This is a genomic window from Kitasatospora sp. NPDC015121, assembly GCF_055562955.1.
The window spans coordinates 1-17,547 of the sequence record NZ_JBVHEH010000043.1 but is presented as its reverse complement, the minus strand read 5'-3'; the positions used below and the strand labels follow the sequence as shown (position 1 = coordinate 17,547).

Here is a 17,547-nt window from a genome sequence, read left to right as displayed (position 1 = left end):
CCCTGCGTACCCCACCTATCGGGCATTCAGGTCGGCTCGCCCACCCCAACCCCCTGTGAACCTTGGGAGTGGACATGACCCGGACCTCCACGGAGCCCGGCCCCACCGAAGAAGCGGCCCCCACCGCGAACGGCACGCCCCCGCGCGGCGCCCTCGACGCCTACTTCAAGATCTCGGCACGCGGCTCCACGCTGGGCAACGAGATCCGCGGCGGCCTCACCACCTTCATGGCGATGGCCTACATCGTCCTGCTCAACCCGATCATCCTGAGCGGCGCGGACGTCACCGGCGCCAAGCTGGACCACGCCCAGCTGACCACCGCCACCGCGCTGGCCGCCGCCGTCACCACGGTCCTGATGGGCGTGGTCGGCAACGTGCCGCTGGCGGTCGCGGCCGGGCTGTCCGTCTCGGGCGCGATATCGGCGCTGGTGGTGCCGCACACCACCTGGGCGCAGGCGATGGGCCTGTGCGTGGTCTACGGCCTGCTGATCGTGCTGCTGGTGGTCTCCGGGCTGCGCGAGAAGATCATGAACGGGATCCCGCTGCCGCTCAAGCACGCGATCACCATCGGCATCGGCCTGTTCGTCGCGATCATCGGCTTCTACAAGGCCGGGTTCGTGCACACCGGCGGCCCCACCCCGCTCTCGCTCGGCCCGTTCGGCGAGCTCCGGGGCTGGCCGGTGCTGATCTTCGCGCTCACCCTGCTGACCGTCTTCGTGCTGCTGGCGCGGAACGTCCGGGGCGCGATCCTGATCGGCATCGCGGCGGGCACCGCGGTCGCGCTGGTCGTCGACCGGGTGGCCGGGCCGACCGCGGCGGACTGGGGCGGCTCGGCGCCGAGCTGGCCCGGATCGCCGGTCTCCGCACCCGACTTCGGCCTGTTCGGGCACGTCGACCTGTTCGGCGCGTTCGGCTCGCACGGGCTGGGCGCGATCAGCGCCTCGGTCGCCGTCTTCACCCTCGTCCTGGCCGGGTTCTTCGACGCGATGGCCACCATCATCGGCGTCGGCACCGAGGCCGGGCTCGCCGACTCCAAGGGCCGGATGCCCGGCCTGTCGAAGGCGCTGTTCATCGACGGCGCGGGCGGCGCGATCGGCGGCCTGTCCGGCGCGTCCGGGCAGACCGTGTTCGTCGAGTCCGCGACCGGCGTCGGCGACGGCGCCCGCACCGGCCTGGCCTCCACCGTCACCGGCGGCGCGTTCGCGCTGATGCTGTTCTTCTCGCCGGTCGCCGCCGTGGTGCCGGTGCAGGTCGCCTCCGCCGCGCTGGTGGTGATCGGCTCGATGATGATGAGCCAGGCCCGGCACATCGACTGGTCCGACCGCGAGATCGCCATCCCGGCGTTCCTCACCTGCGTGCTGATGCCGTTCACCTACAGCATCACGGCGGGCGTCGCGGCCGGCGTCGTCTCCTACACCGTCATCAAGGCCGGCACCGGCAAGTGGCGCGAGCCCGGCCCGCTGATGTGGATCCTGACCGGCGTGTTCGTCGTGTACTTCGCGCTCGTCCCGATCAAGTCCTGGTTGGGCGTCCACTAGCCCTCCCCCGCCGCCCCGCCGAACCCTCCGGCGGGGCGGCGCCGTCCCGTCGCGAGGAGCAACCCGTGCACGACATCGCCGCCCAGTTGCACACCTGGCACGCCGCCGGGCGCCCCTACGCCGTCGCCACCGTCGTCGGCGTCTCCGGCTCCGCCCCGCGCGAACCCGGCGCCGCGCTGGCCGTCGGCCCGGACGGCGAGGCGGTCGGCTCGGTCTCCGGCGGCTGCGTCGAGGGCGCCGTGTACGAGCTCTGCCGCACCGCGCTGGAGACCGGCACCCCCGTCCTGGAACGCTTCGGCTACAGCGACGAGGACGCCTTCGCCGTCGGCCTGACCTGCGGCGGCCTGCTCGACGTCTTCGTCCAGCGGGTCGTCCCCGGCGCGGACCCCGGCCTGGACGCCGCCGTCACCCACCTCGCCTCCGGCACCCCCGTCGCCGTCGCCCGGGTCGTCGACGGCCCGCCCGCCCTGCTCGGCGCCACCGTCGCCGTCACCGCCGACACCCACCACGGCTCGCTCCCCTCCTTCCGCCTGGAGCGCGCCGCCGTCGCCGAGGCCCGCGCGATGCTCTCGGCCGGCCGCACCGGCCGCCTCGCCCTCGGCCTCGACGGCCGCCCCTGCGACCCGTCCGGCGACGGCCCGGGCACCGTCACCGTGTTCGTCGAGGCGTACGTGCCGCCGCCGCGGATGCTGGTCTTCGGCGCGATCGACTTCGCCTCGGCCGTCGTGAAGATCGGCAAGTTCCTCGGCTACCACGTCACCGTCTGCGACGCCCGGCCGGTCTTCGCCACCGCACGCCGCTTCCCCGAGGCCGACGAACTCGTCGTCGACTGGCCGCACCGCTACCTCGACACCCAACTCGACCGCCTCGACGGCCGCACCGTCCTGTGCGTCCTCACCCACGACGCCAAGTTCGACATCCCGCTGCTGGAGCGCGCCCTGCGGCTGCCCGTCGCCTACGTCGGCGCGATGGGCTCCCGCCGCACCCACCGCGACCGTGACGCCCGCCTCCGCGAAGCCGGCCTCACCGACCCCGAACTGGCCCGCCTCCACTCCCCCATCGGCCTCGACCTCGGCGCCCGCACCCCCGAGGAGACCGCCGTCTCCATCGCCGCCCAACTCGTCGCCGAAGCCCGCGGCGGCTCCTGCCTCCCCCTCTCCACCACCGCCGGCCCCATCCACCACGACCTCGCGCCCCCGCCCGCGACGGACAGCTCCCCGCACGCGGCCTGACGGCCGATCATGCCGCGTGCGGTGCAGGACGCCACTCCAACGTGGTCAGCGCACACGCCGGCGACGACACCAACCGCAGCCGCGCCGCGTGGTTGCCGCCCGGCGTCCCCAGCGTCGTCGGTCCCGGCCGCGTCGGCGGCCCGTCCTTGCCCGAACGCATCGAGCCGACAATGGACAGCGGAGTTCGCCTCGAATGATGCTTCAGTGCGCAGATGCTCTGGCGCGCTGCGACAGGTCACCGGCGCCGAGGGCGGCGGAAAGGCCTCGGGCCCGGCCACCAGGGTGCGGTGGCCGGGCCCGAGGGGTTCACGTGGGTCGGATCACTACTTCTGTTCCAGCAGCCTCATGCCCTGCGTGGACTTGACCGCGATGAGGTCGTAGCCGATGAGGCGGGTCTCCACGCTGCGGTTCTCGACTCGGTTCTCGCCCGAGACGAAGACCTGGGTCACCGTCTTGGTCTGGACCATGGGAACCCGGACCACGGTCCACCCGATCTGCTCGGGCGGGCTCTCCTTGGGGTCCCAGGTCTCGTGCGTGACCGTGGACGTGCTCTCCGAGCTCGCCCAGGTCTGCTCGTTGGTGAGTTCCACGCTGGCACTGATGCTCGCACCGGCCAGCTTCGCCAGTTCACCCGACTCGATGGACACGCCGAAGCTCTCGCTCACCGCGTGCTGGTACTCGCTGGAGTGCTCGACCGACAGGTCCCTGGAGAGCTGGTGAGCCGGGTTGATCTTCCCGATGTACTCCCCGATGGTCATGTTGGGGTAGACGTCGCTGTACTCCTCCTGCTGGACGATCACCTGGAACTCGCAGAACATGTTGTGTTCCAGGCAGAACGTGCCGTACTTGCCCATGGCGTCCTCCGACTGGTTGTACCAGACGGTCTGCGGCTTGTACTGCTCGTAGCCGACGCACTCCGGGGTGGCGCAGTGCGCGACCCGGCTGGTGTACGAGCTGCCCTGGTCGGTGTTGCCCCGGGAGCCGCCGCCCGTACCGGCGCTGCCGTGGCCGCTGGTGCCCTTGCCGCTGCTACCGGTGCTGCCGGTGGAGGTGGACGTCGGGCTGCTGGTCCCGTTGCCGGCCGGTGCCGGTTGCGGCGTGGTCGTCGCCGGCGTGTTCGATCCGCCCGTGGCTGCCACGCAGCTGGGAGTCACGCACCAGGCGCCGTAGAGCCCGTCGGGGTCGACGCGGCTGATCGGGTTGGCCGCCGCGTAGCTGTAGCCGCCGAGCTGCTGGGACGCCGCCGGGTCGAACAGCGGGTCGACGCTGATGAAGCGTCCGGTGACCGGGTCGTACTGGCGGGCCCCCAGGGTGGTGAGCCCGGTGGCGGCGTTGGTGGGCTTGTTGAGGAAGCCGCGGTTGTCGAACCAGGTCACCGCCGTGCCGCGCGGGGCGCCGTAGGGGGTGAACTGGCGCCAGACGGGGTTCTGGCCGGCGTTGTCCAGGGACAGGCCGGCCGTGCCGTGCGGGTCGGCGATCTCGAACTTGTAGTTGGCGCCGAAACCGGTGCGCACGACGGTGCCGCCGCCCGGGAGCGTGATGTAGCGGGTGCCGGTGACCACGCCGCCGGCCAGCGTGAGCTGCTGCCCCGGCAGGTAGAGGACGGTCGAGGCGGCGCTCTTCTGGAGCAGGACCTGGCCGTCGGCGTCGTACACGTAGGTGGTGCTACCGGACGGGCCGGCGACCTTGTTGAGGCGTCCGGCGTCGTCCCAGGTGAGGGTCTGGGCGCCGTTGGCGGGGGTGGTGCGCTGGGTGGTGTTGCCGGCGCTGTCGTAGGCGATGCTGGTGCCGCCGGTGGTGGAGGTCAGGGTGTGGGGCTGGTTCTTTCCGTTGCCGTTGTAGGTGTAGGTGGTGGTGGTGTCGGTGCCGGGGACGCCGGTGGCGTGCTCGGTCTGGCTGGTGCGGTTGCCCAGCAGGTCGAACTGCCAGTCGGTCCAGTAGGCACCGCCGGTGACCGCGTCGCCGACCTGGGAGTGACTGAGCGCGGTGGGGTTAGCGGCACAGGAGTCGGTGGCGGTCCAGGCCTGGGTGAGGCGGTCGAACTGGTCGTAGGTGAAGCACTGCGTCTCGCTGGTGGCACCGAGACGGGTGGACACCTGTCGGGTGACGTTGCCGGCGAGGTCGTAGTCGTAGTGCTGCTTGTCGACGTCACTGGCCCCGGCGCTGGTGGAGCGGGAGACCAGCTGGTCGGTGAGGCGGCCGGTGTGGGGGTCGTAGGTGTTGGTGAGGTAGCCCAGGCCGCCGGTGTCGCCGAGGGTGGCCTGTTCGACCCGGCCGTAGGCGTCGTAGCTGGTGTCCTGGGCGTAGCCGAGGCCGCCGCTGACGCCCGCGCCGTTGGGCAGGTCGAAGGCGGTGGCGTAGGTGCGGTTGACCTTCTCCAGCGGCAGGCCGCCGCCGGCGGGCGAGGTGTCGCTGAGCGGCAGGCCCTTGATGGTCGAGTAGGTGTGCGAGAAGGTGTACGGCTTGGCGAGCAGCGCGTCCTCGGTGGCGGACGGGATGGTGATCGTCTCGCCCAGCGACTTGCCCATCGTGGTGAAGGCGGTGATCTGGGTCGTGTAGGGCTGGCCGCCGTCGTAGGAGGTGACGGTGGTGGCGTGGCCGATCGGGTTGGTGACGCCGGCGACGTTGTTGTCGTTGTCGTACACCCAGGAACCGAGCTGGTTGGCCGTGCTCTTGGAGGCCAGCGGGGCCGCGTAGGTGGCGGTCCTGCGGTTCAGCGCGTCGTAGGTGGTGCTGGTGGACTTGCCGCGCGAGTCGGTGGACTGCACCAGGCTGCCGACCGCGTCGTACTGCATGGTGACGGTGCCGGCGTCGGGGTCGTTCTTGGACGCCACCCGGCCGAGCAGGTCGTAGGTGCTGGTCCAGGTGGAGCCGGCGGCGGTGACGGTGTTCTGCTTGCCGTGGCCGTCGTAGCCGTAGGTGATGGCCTGGCTGGTGCCGCCGCTGACGGTGAAGTCGCCGGTGAAGGTGTTCGCCGGGACGGTCACGGTCGGGCGGGCGGTGTAGTCGTCCAGTTCGCTGGTGCGGCCCAGCGGGTCGACCACCGTGGTCTTCACCGTACCGCCGACCGGCGGGATCACGGTGGTGCGGTCACCGCCGTAGACCGTGGTGGTGACCTCCTTCGGCTGGGAATACTGGTACGAGGTGGAGACCACCGTCCGGCCCAGGCCGTCGAACGTGGCCAGGGACTGGTTCGGGATCTTCGAGTCCTGCACCGAGGCCACCGACAGCGACGGCGCGTTGTCCGGATCCCAGTACGAACCGTTGGTCTTCCACACCCAGCCGCGCGAGTCGTAGAACGACTCGGCGATCAGCCGCCCGCCCTTCGGCGTGGAGGACTGGGTCTGCCGCGGACGACCGAGCGAGTCGGCGATGTTGTACGAGGTGACGTAGCCGAGCGAGTCGTTCAGCGTCTGGGTGGTCGACCCCGACGCGCCGGTCTGCGAAATGGTGTACGAGAAGAGGGCGTTGGCGGGCGCGCTGGTGGGACGCGAGTCCGCCCACACCGCCGTCGGACGGCCCAGCACGTCGTAGCGCAGGACGGTGCCGACGTTGTTGGCGTCGGTCGACGTGAGCTTGAGCCCGCGAGCCGGTGCCAGCGTGGCACTGGCCGTGTGGTTCTTGGCGTTGGTGACGGTCTGACCGGTGGTCAGACCCACCGCGTTCACGGTGTAGGCGGTCGTGGTGGTGTTGCCGTTGGCGTCGTAGCTGACCAGGACGCGCCCGTAGCCGTCGTAGGTGGAACGGCCGGCGGTCTGCCAGACGAACGAACCGCCCGCGTGGTCCTTCGCCTGCTGCGACATCGTGATGTTGCCGGTGCTCGGGGCGGTGGTCTGCGGGAAGGCGGTGCTGTAGGTGCTGTCGTCGTAGAAGGTGCGGGTCGCGGAGACGACCTGCGCCGGGCGGTTCACCGAGGACGGCGCGCCCAGCGTGTTGACCGAACCGGGCACCGACGGCTTGGTGCCCGCCGTGTAGCCGGAGCAGGCCACCGAGTCGGTCTCCCGGGAGGCCTCCAGGCCGACCAGGTTCTTCGCCGTGTTGGCCGGCGCGTACGTGATGGTGGTGCAGGAGTCGTACGCCGGGTCCACCGGCACCGTGTGCGTGTACGTGGCCTTGAGCAGGCCGAAGTTCACGTCGCCGACGGTGTCGTTGTAGCTGCTGTCGGTCTGGGTGTAGCGCCACCCGGAGCCCACGGCCTGCCGGGTGAACGCCTCCACCCCCGCGACCCTGTTGGCGGTCAGCGCGGGCAGGCCGGTGCGCGAGCGGGTCGCGGTGGCCGGGGAGACCCAGTAGGAGGTGATGGTGGAGCTGTCGACGTTGCCGCCGTCGCCCTTGTACGCCGTGCTCTCCAGCACCGAGCCGCTGATCTGCGAGCTGTCGGTGTGGACGCCGCCCTGCGAGTCGGTCACCGTCACGCTGCGGGTGGTGGTCGACGTGAGGTAGTCGCCGTCCATGCCCCGGTAGTAGGAGGTGGTGTTCTTGGTCTTCGGGTTGTTGGTGCCGTCACCGGTGCGGGTGGTGACGGTGGCGTAGCCGCGGAACTGGCCCCAGGTGCGGTCCTTGGCCTTGACGATCTCGTTGTCGTCGTAGTGCCAGGCCGCGCCGCCGCCGTACTCGTAGCTGGTGTTCTTCTGCAGGGCGCCGCCGGTGGCGTCGGCCTCCAGGACCTGGGTGACGGCGTACTTCTGGAACCAGTCGGTGATCGGCGCCGTGTAGAACTTCGGCGTCCAGCGCACCGGGTAGCACGAGTTGGTGTTGGCCGAGGCGTTCGCCGACGCCACGTAGGAGGCGGTGCAGGGGTTCGGCAGGCCGTAGCTGACGCCGGTGACCGCACCGAGTTCGGTGGTGATCGAGGTCAGGCGGTAGCGGAACATGCCCGGGTAGTTGGCGGTGTCGACGCGGTTCTGCATCGTGGTGCCCGCGAACTTCACCGGCGGCATGACGATCGTGCCCGACCCGCCACCGGAGGTGTCGCTCGCCGTGCGGGTGACGGTCGACAGCCACAGGGTCGGCGAGGTGCCGTCACCGGTGGGCGGCTCGGTCTGCGCCAGGTCGTAGGTGTCGATCGGCTTGTACTGCGAACTCGCCGTGTCGTACTGCCTGGTGGTGATCTGCTTGAGCCGCACGGTGGAGAACATCGACGGCGACTTGGGGGTGCAGGTGGCGCCCTGGTTGCAGATCAGGTCGAACGGCACGTCCGGGTACTGGGCCGCGTTGTTCGAGGCCGAGATCGGATCGCAGGTGGCGGCCACGCAGCGCGAGCCGGTGGTGAACACGACCTGGTCCGGGACGGTGCCGTACGCGCCGCCGTCCTTGAACCCGTAGTCGATCCGGGCCAGGTACGAGTCGCGCACGTACTTGGTGTTCGACGCGCCGTTGTTCTGCCCGTAGTAGTTCGTGTCCTGCGTGTAGTAGTACGCCATCGCGGAGCCCTGGACGTCGGTCACGTAGTCCAGGTGCCACCGGTAGGCCGTCGTGCACACCGACGCGTCGAAGCCCGAGGCGTTGTAGCACGGGTTACCGGAGTGCGAGGAGTACACCGGGACGCTGTCCACCGAGTTGGTGACCGCCTTGCCCGAACTCCACCCCGGCAGCTGGTTGCGCCCGAAGGAGTAGACGGTGCCGGAGCGGTCGGTGACCGTCCAGTAGTCCGTGTTGTACGTCCCCGTCCCGTTGTTGGAGTTGGTGACGTGCACGATCTTCGAACCGTCGTCAGTGGACGGTACGAACGTGCTCTTCGACGCGTCCCACACCAGCGACGTGGACGAGCCGTTCAACGAGAGCGTCAGGATCGGGCCCGCGTAGCAGAGGTCGCCGGTGGACTTCGGCGAGGCCGAACCCTCCGGGTCCTCGGAGCAGGAGGTGAAGGTCTGCTCGATGAACGAGTCCGGCGTCGACCAGCCGTCACCGACCCAGGACGCCTGGGCCTGGGTGCTCGCCGTCTTCCCGTCCACCGCCGCCGAGCTGTAACTCAGGGAGGGCTTCGGTGCCATGCCCGTGGTGGATCCCGGCGTGACTAGGTCGTACGAGTAGGTGAACGCGCCGGCCGAACCGCCGCCGCTCCACGAACCGCTCGGGCTCAGGGTACTGGCGGCGTACGAACCGGCTCCCGTACCCGCGTCACCGGACGACGCCGCGACGGCCAGCACCACCGGGGCGGAGGCCGAGGCCGCCTGGGTGACCGAGGCGTTGCCCGACCACACCGCGGAGACGACCTTCGACTCCGACGCACCCCCGGTGTTCGCCTTCACCGCACCGGCCGAACCGAGGTCGACCTCGGCCGAGACGGACTTGCCCGCCGCGTCCCGGTCGGTCGCCAGCGGCGTCTGCACCCGGCAGGACGCCACCTCCGGCGTGGTCAGCGCACACGCCGGCAACGACACCAACCGCAGCCGCGACGCGTAGTTACCGCCCAGCGCCTCCGCGAACGACGAGTAGTCGACACCCACCCGCGCCTTCCCGCGCGCGTCACCGCCGTCCACCGTGAACACCACACCGGAGAGCCCAAGTTGGGCACTCCTCGCCTGGTCCAGCACCTTCACGTCCACCGCCGGAGCGGCAGCGGAGGAGGCCCCCTGCACCCACACCGGCGTCCCCGACGCCTGGGACTTCGCACCCGCCGCGGCCGACGCCGCCCGACCCGAGGCCGCCTTCGGCCACGCCGTCGCCTTCGGCACGAAGGAACGCTGCGCGTCCCCCGACACCTCGATCCTCTTCACCCCGAGGGACTTCACCCCCTTCACCGCCGCCGCACCCGCCACCGCGGGCTTCGCCGGCCCGGCCGGCGCCGCGAACGCGGGCGCCACCGCCAACGAGACGACCAACGCGGCGGAACAGAGCGTCCCCAGCGTCCTCACCGCCGTCGACCCCGGCCGCGTCGGCGGCCCGTCCTTGCCCGAACGTATCGAGCCAAAAATGGACATACGAAAGAATCCCACCCTTTGAGCTGCCAGCGACAGCACCATGCCCGGCATATACCGGCTCGGCAGCGACTATGACAGTGCACGACCCGTCGAATCACCGGGGTCCCACAAGAGCAAAGTTACCTTTGCCAAACTTTTACCATTCGCGTGCGCCGTAAATCGGTCAAAGCAGCGGCAAGGCGGCAAGAGGGAGGAGGTTCACTCTTCGTCCCCGATCCCCGCCAATCGCCCCACCGAGTCCGAGCCCCCCTTGAACTGTCCCTATTCCGACAGACCGGGGGCCTTGTACCACGACTTGGCCAATGCCGGCCACCACCCCGACCAGGCTCACGGTGAAACCGCAGCAACCACCCCAAGCGTCAGCTCGCCCACACTTGTCATCATCGCCGCACAACCGGAACAGCGAGCTCCGACAGGAACGGCCGCCGGAACGACAAAAACGCCGACACTCGATCAGCCCCCCATACAAGCATCCAAACCGGACAAGGTGACAGAACCGGATGCGGCGACCGGCAGATCGATCGCAAATCGATTGGCATCGGATTACCGCCGAAGAAAAAGTCGACTCTTTGCCATCCTTTGGCTCTGCCATTGCGCCGCAAGTCGGACAAATCAGCAGGAACATTACCCTCCGTCAGCTGGCTGCTCGAAAACGGTAGCCGTTCGTCCGACCCTCGTGGCAGGCTGCTTCCGCTCGACCACGAACTGGCCGCTGAGCTGGCCTTTTTCGACGAATAGGGACTGTTCACCATGTCTAGACCCATACCGGTCTCCCCGCCCGGACGGCTGCTGGCCGGCGCGGTGGCCGTCACTCTGGCGGCCGCGACACTCACTGTCTTCACCGCCACCGCGCAAGCGGAACCCGCCGCACCGGCCAAGGCCGCCGCGGGCAAGGCCGAGCCGCTGACCTCCGACCAGGCGTCCGCGCAGGCCCGCAAGACCGGCAAGGCGGTGAAGGCGGACGCGGCGACCACCGCGACCGACGAGCTGACCGCCAACCCCGACGGCACGTTCACTCTGACCCAGCACGTCACTCCGGTGCGCCGCTACCAGGACGGCGCCTGGAAGAACCTCGACGCCACCTTGGTCAAGCACAAGGACGGCAGCATCGGCCCCGCGCTGGCCGCCACCGACCTGGCCCTGTCCGGCGGCGGCACCGGCCCGCTGGCCACCATGAAGTCCGGCCCCGCCTCCCTCGCCCTGGAACTCCCGGCCGGCCTCGCCGCCAAACTCCCCGCGCCCACCCTGGACGGCGCCACCGCCACCTACGCGCTGCAGGACGGCCTCGACCTGAAGGTCACCGCCGACACCCTCGGCGGCTTCTCCGAGGTCTTCGTCGTCAAGAACGCCAAGGCCGCCGCCAACCCCGCCCTGAAGAAGCTCGCCTTCAAGACCACCGCCAAGGGCGTCGACCTGGCCACCGACCAGGGCGGCAACATCACCGCCAAGGACAAGAACGGCAAGACCCTCTTCTCCGCCCCCGCCCCCGGCAACGGCGTCTGGGACTCCACCACCGACCCCACCGCCGCGACCGTCCCCGACGCCCGCACCGGCCTGGCCCTGGACGCCAAGTCCGGCTCCCCCGCCAAGTCCTCGCACCTCGACCCCGGCGCCCACGCCCGGGCCGGACAGCTCAAGAGCGAGTACCGCGACGGCGCCATCACCCTCACCCCGGACGAGGCACTGCTCTCCGGCAAGGACACCGTCTGGCCGCTCTACATCGACCCCACCTACTCCGCCGGCGGCGGCCTGCAGAACTGGACGTACGTCAGCTCCGCCTTCACCACCACCAGCTACTGGCGCACCAGCGACGCCACCGGCCTGCGCGTGGGATACAACGGCTGGGAGTCCCCGCTCTACGTCGGCCGCGCCTTCGCCCAACTGAGCGTCCCCTCCCAGCTCCAGGGCGCGCAGATCACCAAGTCGACGTTCTACGCCACCGAGACCTACGCCCCCTCCTGCAGCGGCCGCAACGTCGAACTCTGGTCGACGGGCGGCATCGGCTCCGGCACCACCTGGAACAACCAGCCCGGTTGGAACAGCTGGCTGGACACCAAGAACGAGGCCCACGGCTACAGCAGCAACTGCCCCACCGCCGGCCTCGGCTTCAACACCCTCGGCGCCGTCCAGAGCGCCGTCAACAACGGCCAGTCCAGCCTCACCCTGGGCCTGCGCGCCTCCGACGAGTCCGACAAGTACGGCTGGAAGAAGTTCCAGCCCTCGTCCATGTCGATGACCACCGAGTACAACCACGCCCCGACCACCCCGACCAACCTGAGCACCTCCCCCACGACCTCCTGCACCGCCAACCCGCCGACCGCGGTCGGCAACGGCGACGTGACGCTCTACGCCAACGTGGACGACGCGGACGGCGGCAGCCTCAACGCCACCTTCACCCTGCGGAAGGACAGCACCGGCGCCGTCGTCACCTCCGGGACCCCGGCGGCGTGGGCCGGCAGCACCAGTGCCTTCCTGATCCCGCGGGCGACCCTGGCCAACGCGGCGAACGGTGGGGCCGCCGTCTTCGCCTGGAGCGTCTCCGCCAGTGACGGCAGCGCGAACAGCCCGACCAGCACCACCTGCAAGTTCACCTTCGACCCGACCGTTCCCGGCGCGCCGACGATCACCCAGTCCGCCAACCCGACCTACACCGTTGGGACGGCGGCGAACTTCACCTTCGGCGCGAACAGCACCGGGAGCACGCCCGCCGGTTTCCTGTACCAGCTGAACGGCACCGCCCCCGTCGCGGTGTCCAAGGACGCCGGTGCCGCCGGGGTGCAGATCAAGCCGACCCGGGCCGTCAACACGCTGACCGTGACGGCGACTTCGCCGGGCGGCAACATCGGTGACACCGCGACCCTGATCTTCAACGCGGCCGCGCCCGCGACCGCCGCCGAGAACGACCTCACCGGCACCGGCCGCGCCGACCTCACCGTCGTCGGCGGCCAGGCCGGCCTGCCCCCGGGCCTGTGGCTGGCCAACGGTTCGGCCGCCAACACGCTGAACACGCTGACCACCAACATCGGCGTGCAGGGCACCGGGAAGAACGCCCCGGCTCCCGGCGCGACGGCCGACTGGAACGGCGCCCAGGCCGTCACCGGCCACTTCCGCACCGGCGCCGGCTTCAACGACGTCCTGCAGTACTCGCCCACCGACGGCCTCGGCCACATCCTCTACGGCAGCGGCGACGGCTCCGCCCTCTCGCCCAACTCCGGCTCCCAGGTCAACGTCGGCCTCCAGACCTTCACCAGCGGCAGCAAGGCCACCCAGGTCGCCAACGCGGGCGCGCTCTACCAGACGGCCAACGCGATGCCCGGCACCCGGCCCGGCCTGCTGCTCCTGCTCAACGGGCAACTCACCCTCTCCGCGTCGACCGGCACCCCCGGCGGCTTCGAGAACGCGGACGACAGCATCCCGCTGACCACCACCAACCCCACCGGCGTCACCAACAGCGACTGGAACGGCTGGACCATCCACACCGCCCTGGTCGACAACGCGCCCGCGCTGTACGCCCGCAACACCACCACCGGCGAACTCTGGTACTACAGCCCCACCGTCCTGCAGAACATCGCCGCCGTCCCGTTCACCGGCACCACCACCCTGCCCAACACCCCGGTGAAGATCGCCGCCAGCGGCTGGGACACCACCGCCAAGCCCGTCCTGCAGGCCGCCGACATCAACCGGGACGGCACCGTCGACCTGTGGGCCGTCGACCCCGCCGGCCAGGCGGTCGCCCACCTGTCCAACGGCACCGCGCTGACCGCCCAGACCTCGCAGACGCTGACCGGTCCGACGCACGCCTGGCAGCTCAACACCACCGCCGACCGCACCGACGTCGGCACCGCGAAGGACTCCTCCGGCAACCTCGACCTGACCGCCTCCGGCACCCTGTCCGCGGCCAACGGCGGCGGCCCGGCCGTCACCGGTCACGTCGGCGACCTGTTCAGCCCGGACGTCCTGATCAACACCGCCACCCCGGCCGGCTCGACCCAGCTGGTGCCGGACGCCAACGCCACCGGCACCCTGGCCGGCGGCACCAACGCGGTCGACACCCGCAAGAGCTTCACCGTGGACCTGTGGGCCAAGCCCACCAACTACGGCGGCGTCGTCGTCTCCCAGGACGCGAGCCGGGCCTCCGGGTTCATCGTCTACGCCGAGGACGTCTGGCGCTTCGGCATGGCCACCGCCGACAACGACTCCTGGCAGTACGACCTGGTGAGCGGCCCGCCGGTCACCTTCGGCGTGTGGGCGCACGTGACCGTCGCCTTCAACGCCGACAACAGCACCATGTACCTGTACGTGGACGGCAAGCTCGCCGGCACCGCCCGCCACACCGCGCGGGTCGAATCGGCCGGCACGCTCCGGATCAGCGGCTACAAGTACCAGAACGTCCTGACCGCGCGCTACAACGGCCAGGTCGCCGACGTCCGCACCTACGCCCGGGCCCTGAACGGCACCCAGGTGCAGTTCACCCGGGCCGCCGACGGCAGTTGGGGCAACAGCGAGACCGTGGCGTTCATCCCCGACACCACGCAGGCCGGCGCCGCGCTGCTGCCCAACGGCGACACCGTGTACGTCACCCTCGCGGGCGGCAAGGAGTACGCGCAGTGGCACTACCGCAACGGCACCTGGAGCACCCGGACGGCCGTCCCCACCCAGGGCACTGACGGCGTCCAGGTCACGGGCATCACCGCGCTCGCGGTGACGGCCGACAGCAGCGGCGCGGTGCAGGTCCTGTCGATCGCCAACGGCGGTCTGCGGCACCAGACCTGGAAGCCCGCCGGCGGCTGGTCCAAGGACGACGTCCCGGCCGGCAGCGGCACCGGCGTCACCGCGATCGCCGCGACCGGCGGTTACGGCGACGGCAGCGCCCAGTTCATGTCCGTCATCGGCGGCGTGATGTACCACCAGGCCCGCTTCTCCGACGGCACCTGGAGCCCCTTCAACCAGCTCGGCGGCAGCGGCGTCACCGCCGTCTCCGCGGCGGCACTGCCCGACGGCAGCACTCAGTTCGTGGACGTCATCGGTGGCGTGATGTACCACATCACCCGTCTCGCGAACGGTAGTTGGACCGGAAACAACCAGCTCGGCGGCACCGGCGTCACCGCCGTCTCCGCCATCGGCATGGCCAACGGCGCCGCACAGTTCGCCTACGTGGGCAACAACAACGCCTACTGGCTGATGCGCAACGCCGACGGCACCTGGACCACCACCCGGCAACTCGCCACCGGTGCCTCCGGCGTGACCCTGATCGGCTACCCGCTGGCACCCGCCACCGACCCCTCCTACAACGCCAGCACCACCCTCGTCACCAGCTGATCCTTCCACCGGACCGTGCGCCGCCCCGCCGCCCGCCAGGGTGGCGGGGCAGCGGCGGCGCTACCGGACGAACGGGCGCCGAGCGAGCAGGAACGCCACCCCTCGGGCCCGGCCGGACTTCTGACGCGGCCACACGGGAATCCCCGCGCACCGGAAGAGCAAATGAGACATTCCCCCTCCGGTCCGGTATTTCGCCGTTGCCAGTCTCCATAAAGTTCCCACACGTGCCCACTTTCATGGCAGGCTGCTCCCGCTCGACCACGAACTGGCCGCTGAGCTGGCCTTTTTCGACGAATAGGGATTGTTCATCATGACTCGACCGATACCGGTCGCTCCACCGGGACGGCTGCTGGCCGGCGCGGTGGCCGTCACCCTGGCGGCCGCGACACTCACTGTCTTCACCGCCACCGCGCAAGCGGAACCCGCCGCACCGGCCAAGGCCGCCGCGGGCAAGGCCGAGCCGCTGACCTCCGACCAGGCGTCGGCGCAGGCCCGCAAGACCGGCAAGGCGGTGAAGGCGGACGCGGCGACCACCGCGACCGACGAGCTGACCGCGAACCCGGACGGCACCTTCACCCTGACCCAGCACGTCACCCCGGTGCGCCGCTACCAGGACGGCGCCTGGAAGAACCTCGACGCCACCCTCGTCAAGCACAAGGACGGCAGCATCGGCCCGGCCCTGGCCGCCACCGACCTGGCCTTCTCCGGCGGCGGCACCGGCCCGCTCGCCACCATGAAGTCCGGCCCCGCCTCCCTCGCCCTGGAGCTCCCGGCCGGCCTCGCCGCCAAACTCCCCGCGCCCACCCTGGATGGCGCCACCGCCACGTACGCGCTGCAGGACGGCCTCGACCTGAAGGTCACCGCCGACACCCTCGGCGGGTTCTCCGAGGTCTTCGTCGTCAAGAACGCCAAGGCCGCCGCCAACCCCGCCCTGAAGAAGCTCGCCTTCAAGACCACCGCCAAGGGTGTCGACCTCACCACCGACCAGGGCGGCAACATCACCGCCAAGGACAAGAGCGGCAAGACGCTCTTCTCCGCCCCCGCGCCCGGCAACGGCGTCTGGGACTCCACCACCGACCCGGCCGCCGCGACCGTCCCCGACGCCCGCACCGGCCTGGCCCTGGACGCCAAGTCCGGCTCCCCCGCCAAGTCCTCGCACCTCGACCCCGGCGCCCACTCCCGGGCCGGGAAGCTGAAGAGCGAGTACCGCGACGGCGCCATCACCCTCACGCCGGACGAGGCACTGCTGTCCGGCAAGGACACCGTCTGGCCGCTCTACATCGACCCCACCTACGCCATCGGCGGCGGCCTCCAGAACTGGACGTACGTCAGCTCCGCCTTCACCACCACCAGCTACTGGCGCACCAGCGACGCCACCGGCCTGCGCGTCGGTTACAACGGCTGGGAGTCCCCGCTCTACGTCGGCCGCGCCTTCGCCCAGCTGGGCGTCCCCTCGCAGTTGCAGGGCGCGCAGATCACCAAGTCGACGTTCTACGCCACCGAGACCTACGCGCCCTCGTGCAGCGGCCGCAACGTCGAACTGTGGTGGACGGGCGGTATCGGCTCCGGGACCACCTGGAACAACCAGCCGGGCTGGATCAGCAAGCTCGACACCAAGAACGAGGCCCACGGCTACAGCAGCAGCTGCCCCACCGCCGGCCTCGGGTTCAACGCCCTCGGCGCCGTCCAGAGCGCCGTCAACAACGGCCAGTCGAACGTGACCCTCGGTCTGCGCGCCTCCGACGAGTCGGACAAGTACGGCTGGAAGAAGTTCCAGCCCTCGTCGATGTCGATGAGCACCGAGTACAACCACGCCCCGACCACCCCGACCAACCTGAGCACGTCTCCGGCGACCTCCTGCACCGCCAACCCGCCGACCGTGGTCGGCAACGGCGACGTGACGCTGTACGCCAACGTCGACGACGCGGACGGCAGCAGCCTCAACGCGGTCTTCAACGTGGTCAAGGACGGCACCGGCACGAGCATCGCCTCCGGGAGCCCGGCCGCGTGGGCCGGCACCACCAGTGGCTTCCTGCTCCCGCGGACCACCCTGGTCAACGCGGCGAACGGCGCGACCACCACGTTCGCCTGGAACGTCTACGCGACCGACAACAGTGCGAACAGCGCGACCAGTACCACCTGCAAGTTCACCTTCGACCCGACCGCCCCCGGCGCGCCGACGATCACCCAGTCCGCCAACCCGACCTACACCGTCGGGACGCCGGTCACGTTCGGCTTCGTGCCGAACAGCACGGGCAGCGCACCCGCGAGCTTCCTCTACCAGCTCAACGGCGCCGCTCCCTCGACGGTGAACCTCGTCTCGAACACGACGACCGTGACGATCAAGCCGACCCGGGCCGTCAACACCCTGACCGTCACCTCGGTGTCGGCAGGCGGCAACGTCGGTGACACCGCGACCCTGATCTTCAACGCGGCCGCACCCGCGACCGCCGCCGAGAACGACCTCACCGGCACCGGCCGCGCCGACCTCACCGTCGTCGGCGGCCAAGCCGGCCTGCCCTCCGGCCTGTGGCT

The 17,547-nt window shown here is 70.5% G+C and carries 6 protein-coding genes; 5 read left to right on the top strand and 1 reads right to left on the bottom strand.

What is annotated here, in order from left to right:
- The first annotated feature begins 74 nt into the window (after positions 1 to 74).
- Complete coding sequence (locus ACZ3J7_RS37135; protein WP_465627682.1) at positions 75 to 1,538, top strand: NCS2 family permease; 1,464 nt, start codon at positions 75 to 77, stop codon at positions 1,536 to 1,538.
- Positions 1,539 to 1,603: 65 nt separating this feature from the next.
- Positions 1,604 to 2,770, top strand: coding sequence for an XdhC family protein (locus ACZ3J7_RS37130; RefSeq protein WP_465627681.1), 1,167 nt, complete (start codon positions 1,604 to 1,606; stop codon positions 2,768 to 2,770).
- 323 nt (positions 2,771 to 3,093) lie between these two features.
- On the opposite strand, the gene ACZ3J7_RS37125 is transcribed toward ACZ3J7_RS37130, so the two are convergent.
- A complete protein-coding gene (locus ACZ3J7_RS37125; RefSeq protein ID WP_465627680.1) occupies positions 3,094 to 9,264 on the bottom strand; it encodes an RHS repeat domain-containing protein in 6,171 nt (2,056 codons plus the stop codon).
- Between ACZ3J7_RS37125 and ACZ3J7_RS37120 the strand changes: the two genes are divergently transcribed.
- From ACZ3J7_RS37120 to ACZ3J7_RS37110, 3 genes are all read left to right on the top strand, one after another.
- Complete coding sequence (locus ACZ3J7_RS37120; protein WP_465627679.1) at positions 9,254 to 9,715, top strand: hypothetical protein; 462 nt, start codon at positions 9,254 to 9,256, stop codon at positions 9,713 to 9,715. The genes ACZ3J7_RS37125 and ACZ3J7_RS37120 overlap by 11 nt on opposite strands.
- Positions 9,716 to 10,443: 728 nt before the next feature.
- Complete coding sequence (locus tag ACZ3J7_RS37115) at positions 10,444 to 15,012, top strand: LamG-like jellyroll fold domain-containing protein (protein ID WP_465627678.1); 4,569 nt, start codon at positions 10,444 to 10,446, stop codon at positions 15,010 to 15,012.
- Positions 15,013 to 15,322: 310 nt separating this feature from the next.
- A partial coding sequence (locus ACZ3J7_RS37110; RefSeq protein ID WP_465627677.1) for a hypothetical protein occupies positions 15,323 to 17,547 on the top strand: 2,225 nt, incomplete at its 3' end.

Coding starts and splice junctions, on each gene's coding strand:
- ACZ3J7_RS37135 (WP_465627682.1), top strand. CDS start 75: ATGACCCGGACCTCCACGGAGCCCGGCCCCACCGAAGAAGCGGCCCCC.
- ACZ3J7_RS37115 (WP_465627678.1), top strand. CDS start 10,444: ATGTCTAGACCCATACCGGTCTCCCCGCCCGGACGGCTGCTGGCCGGC.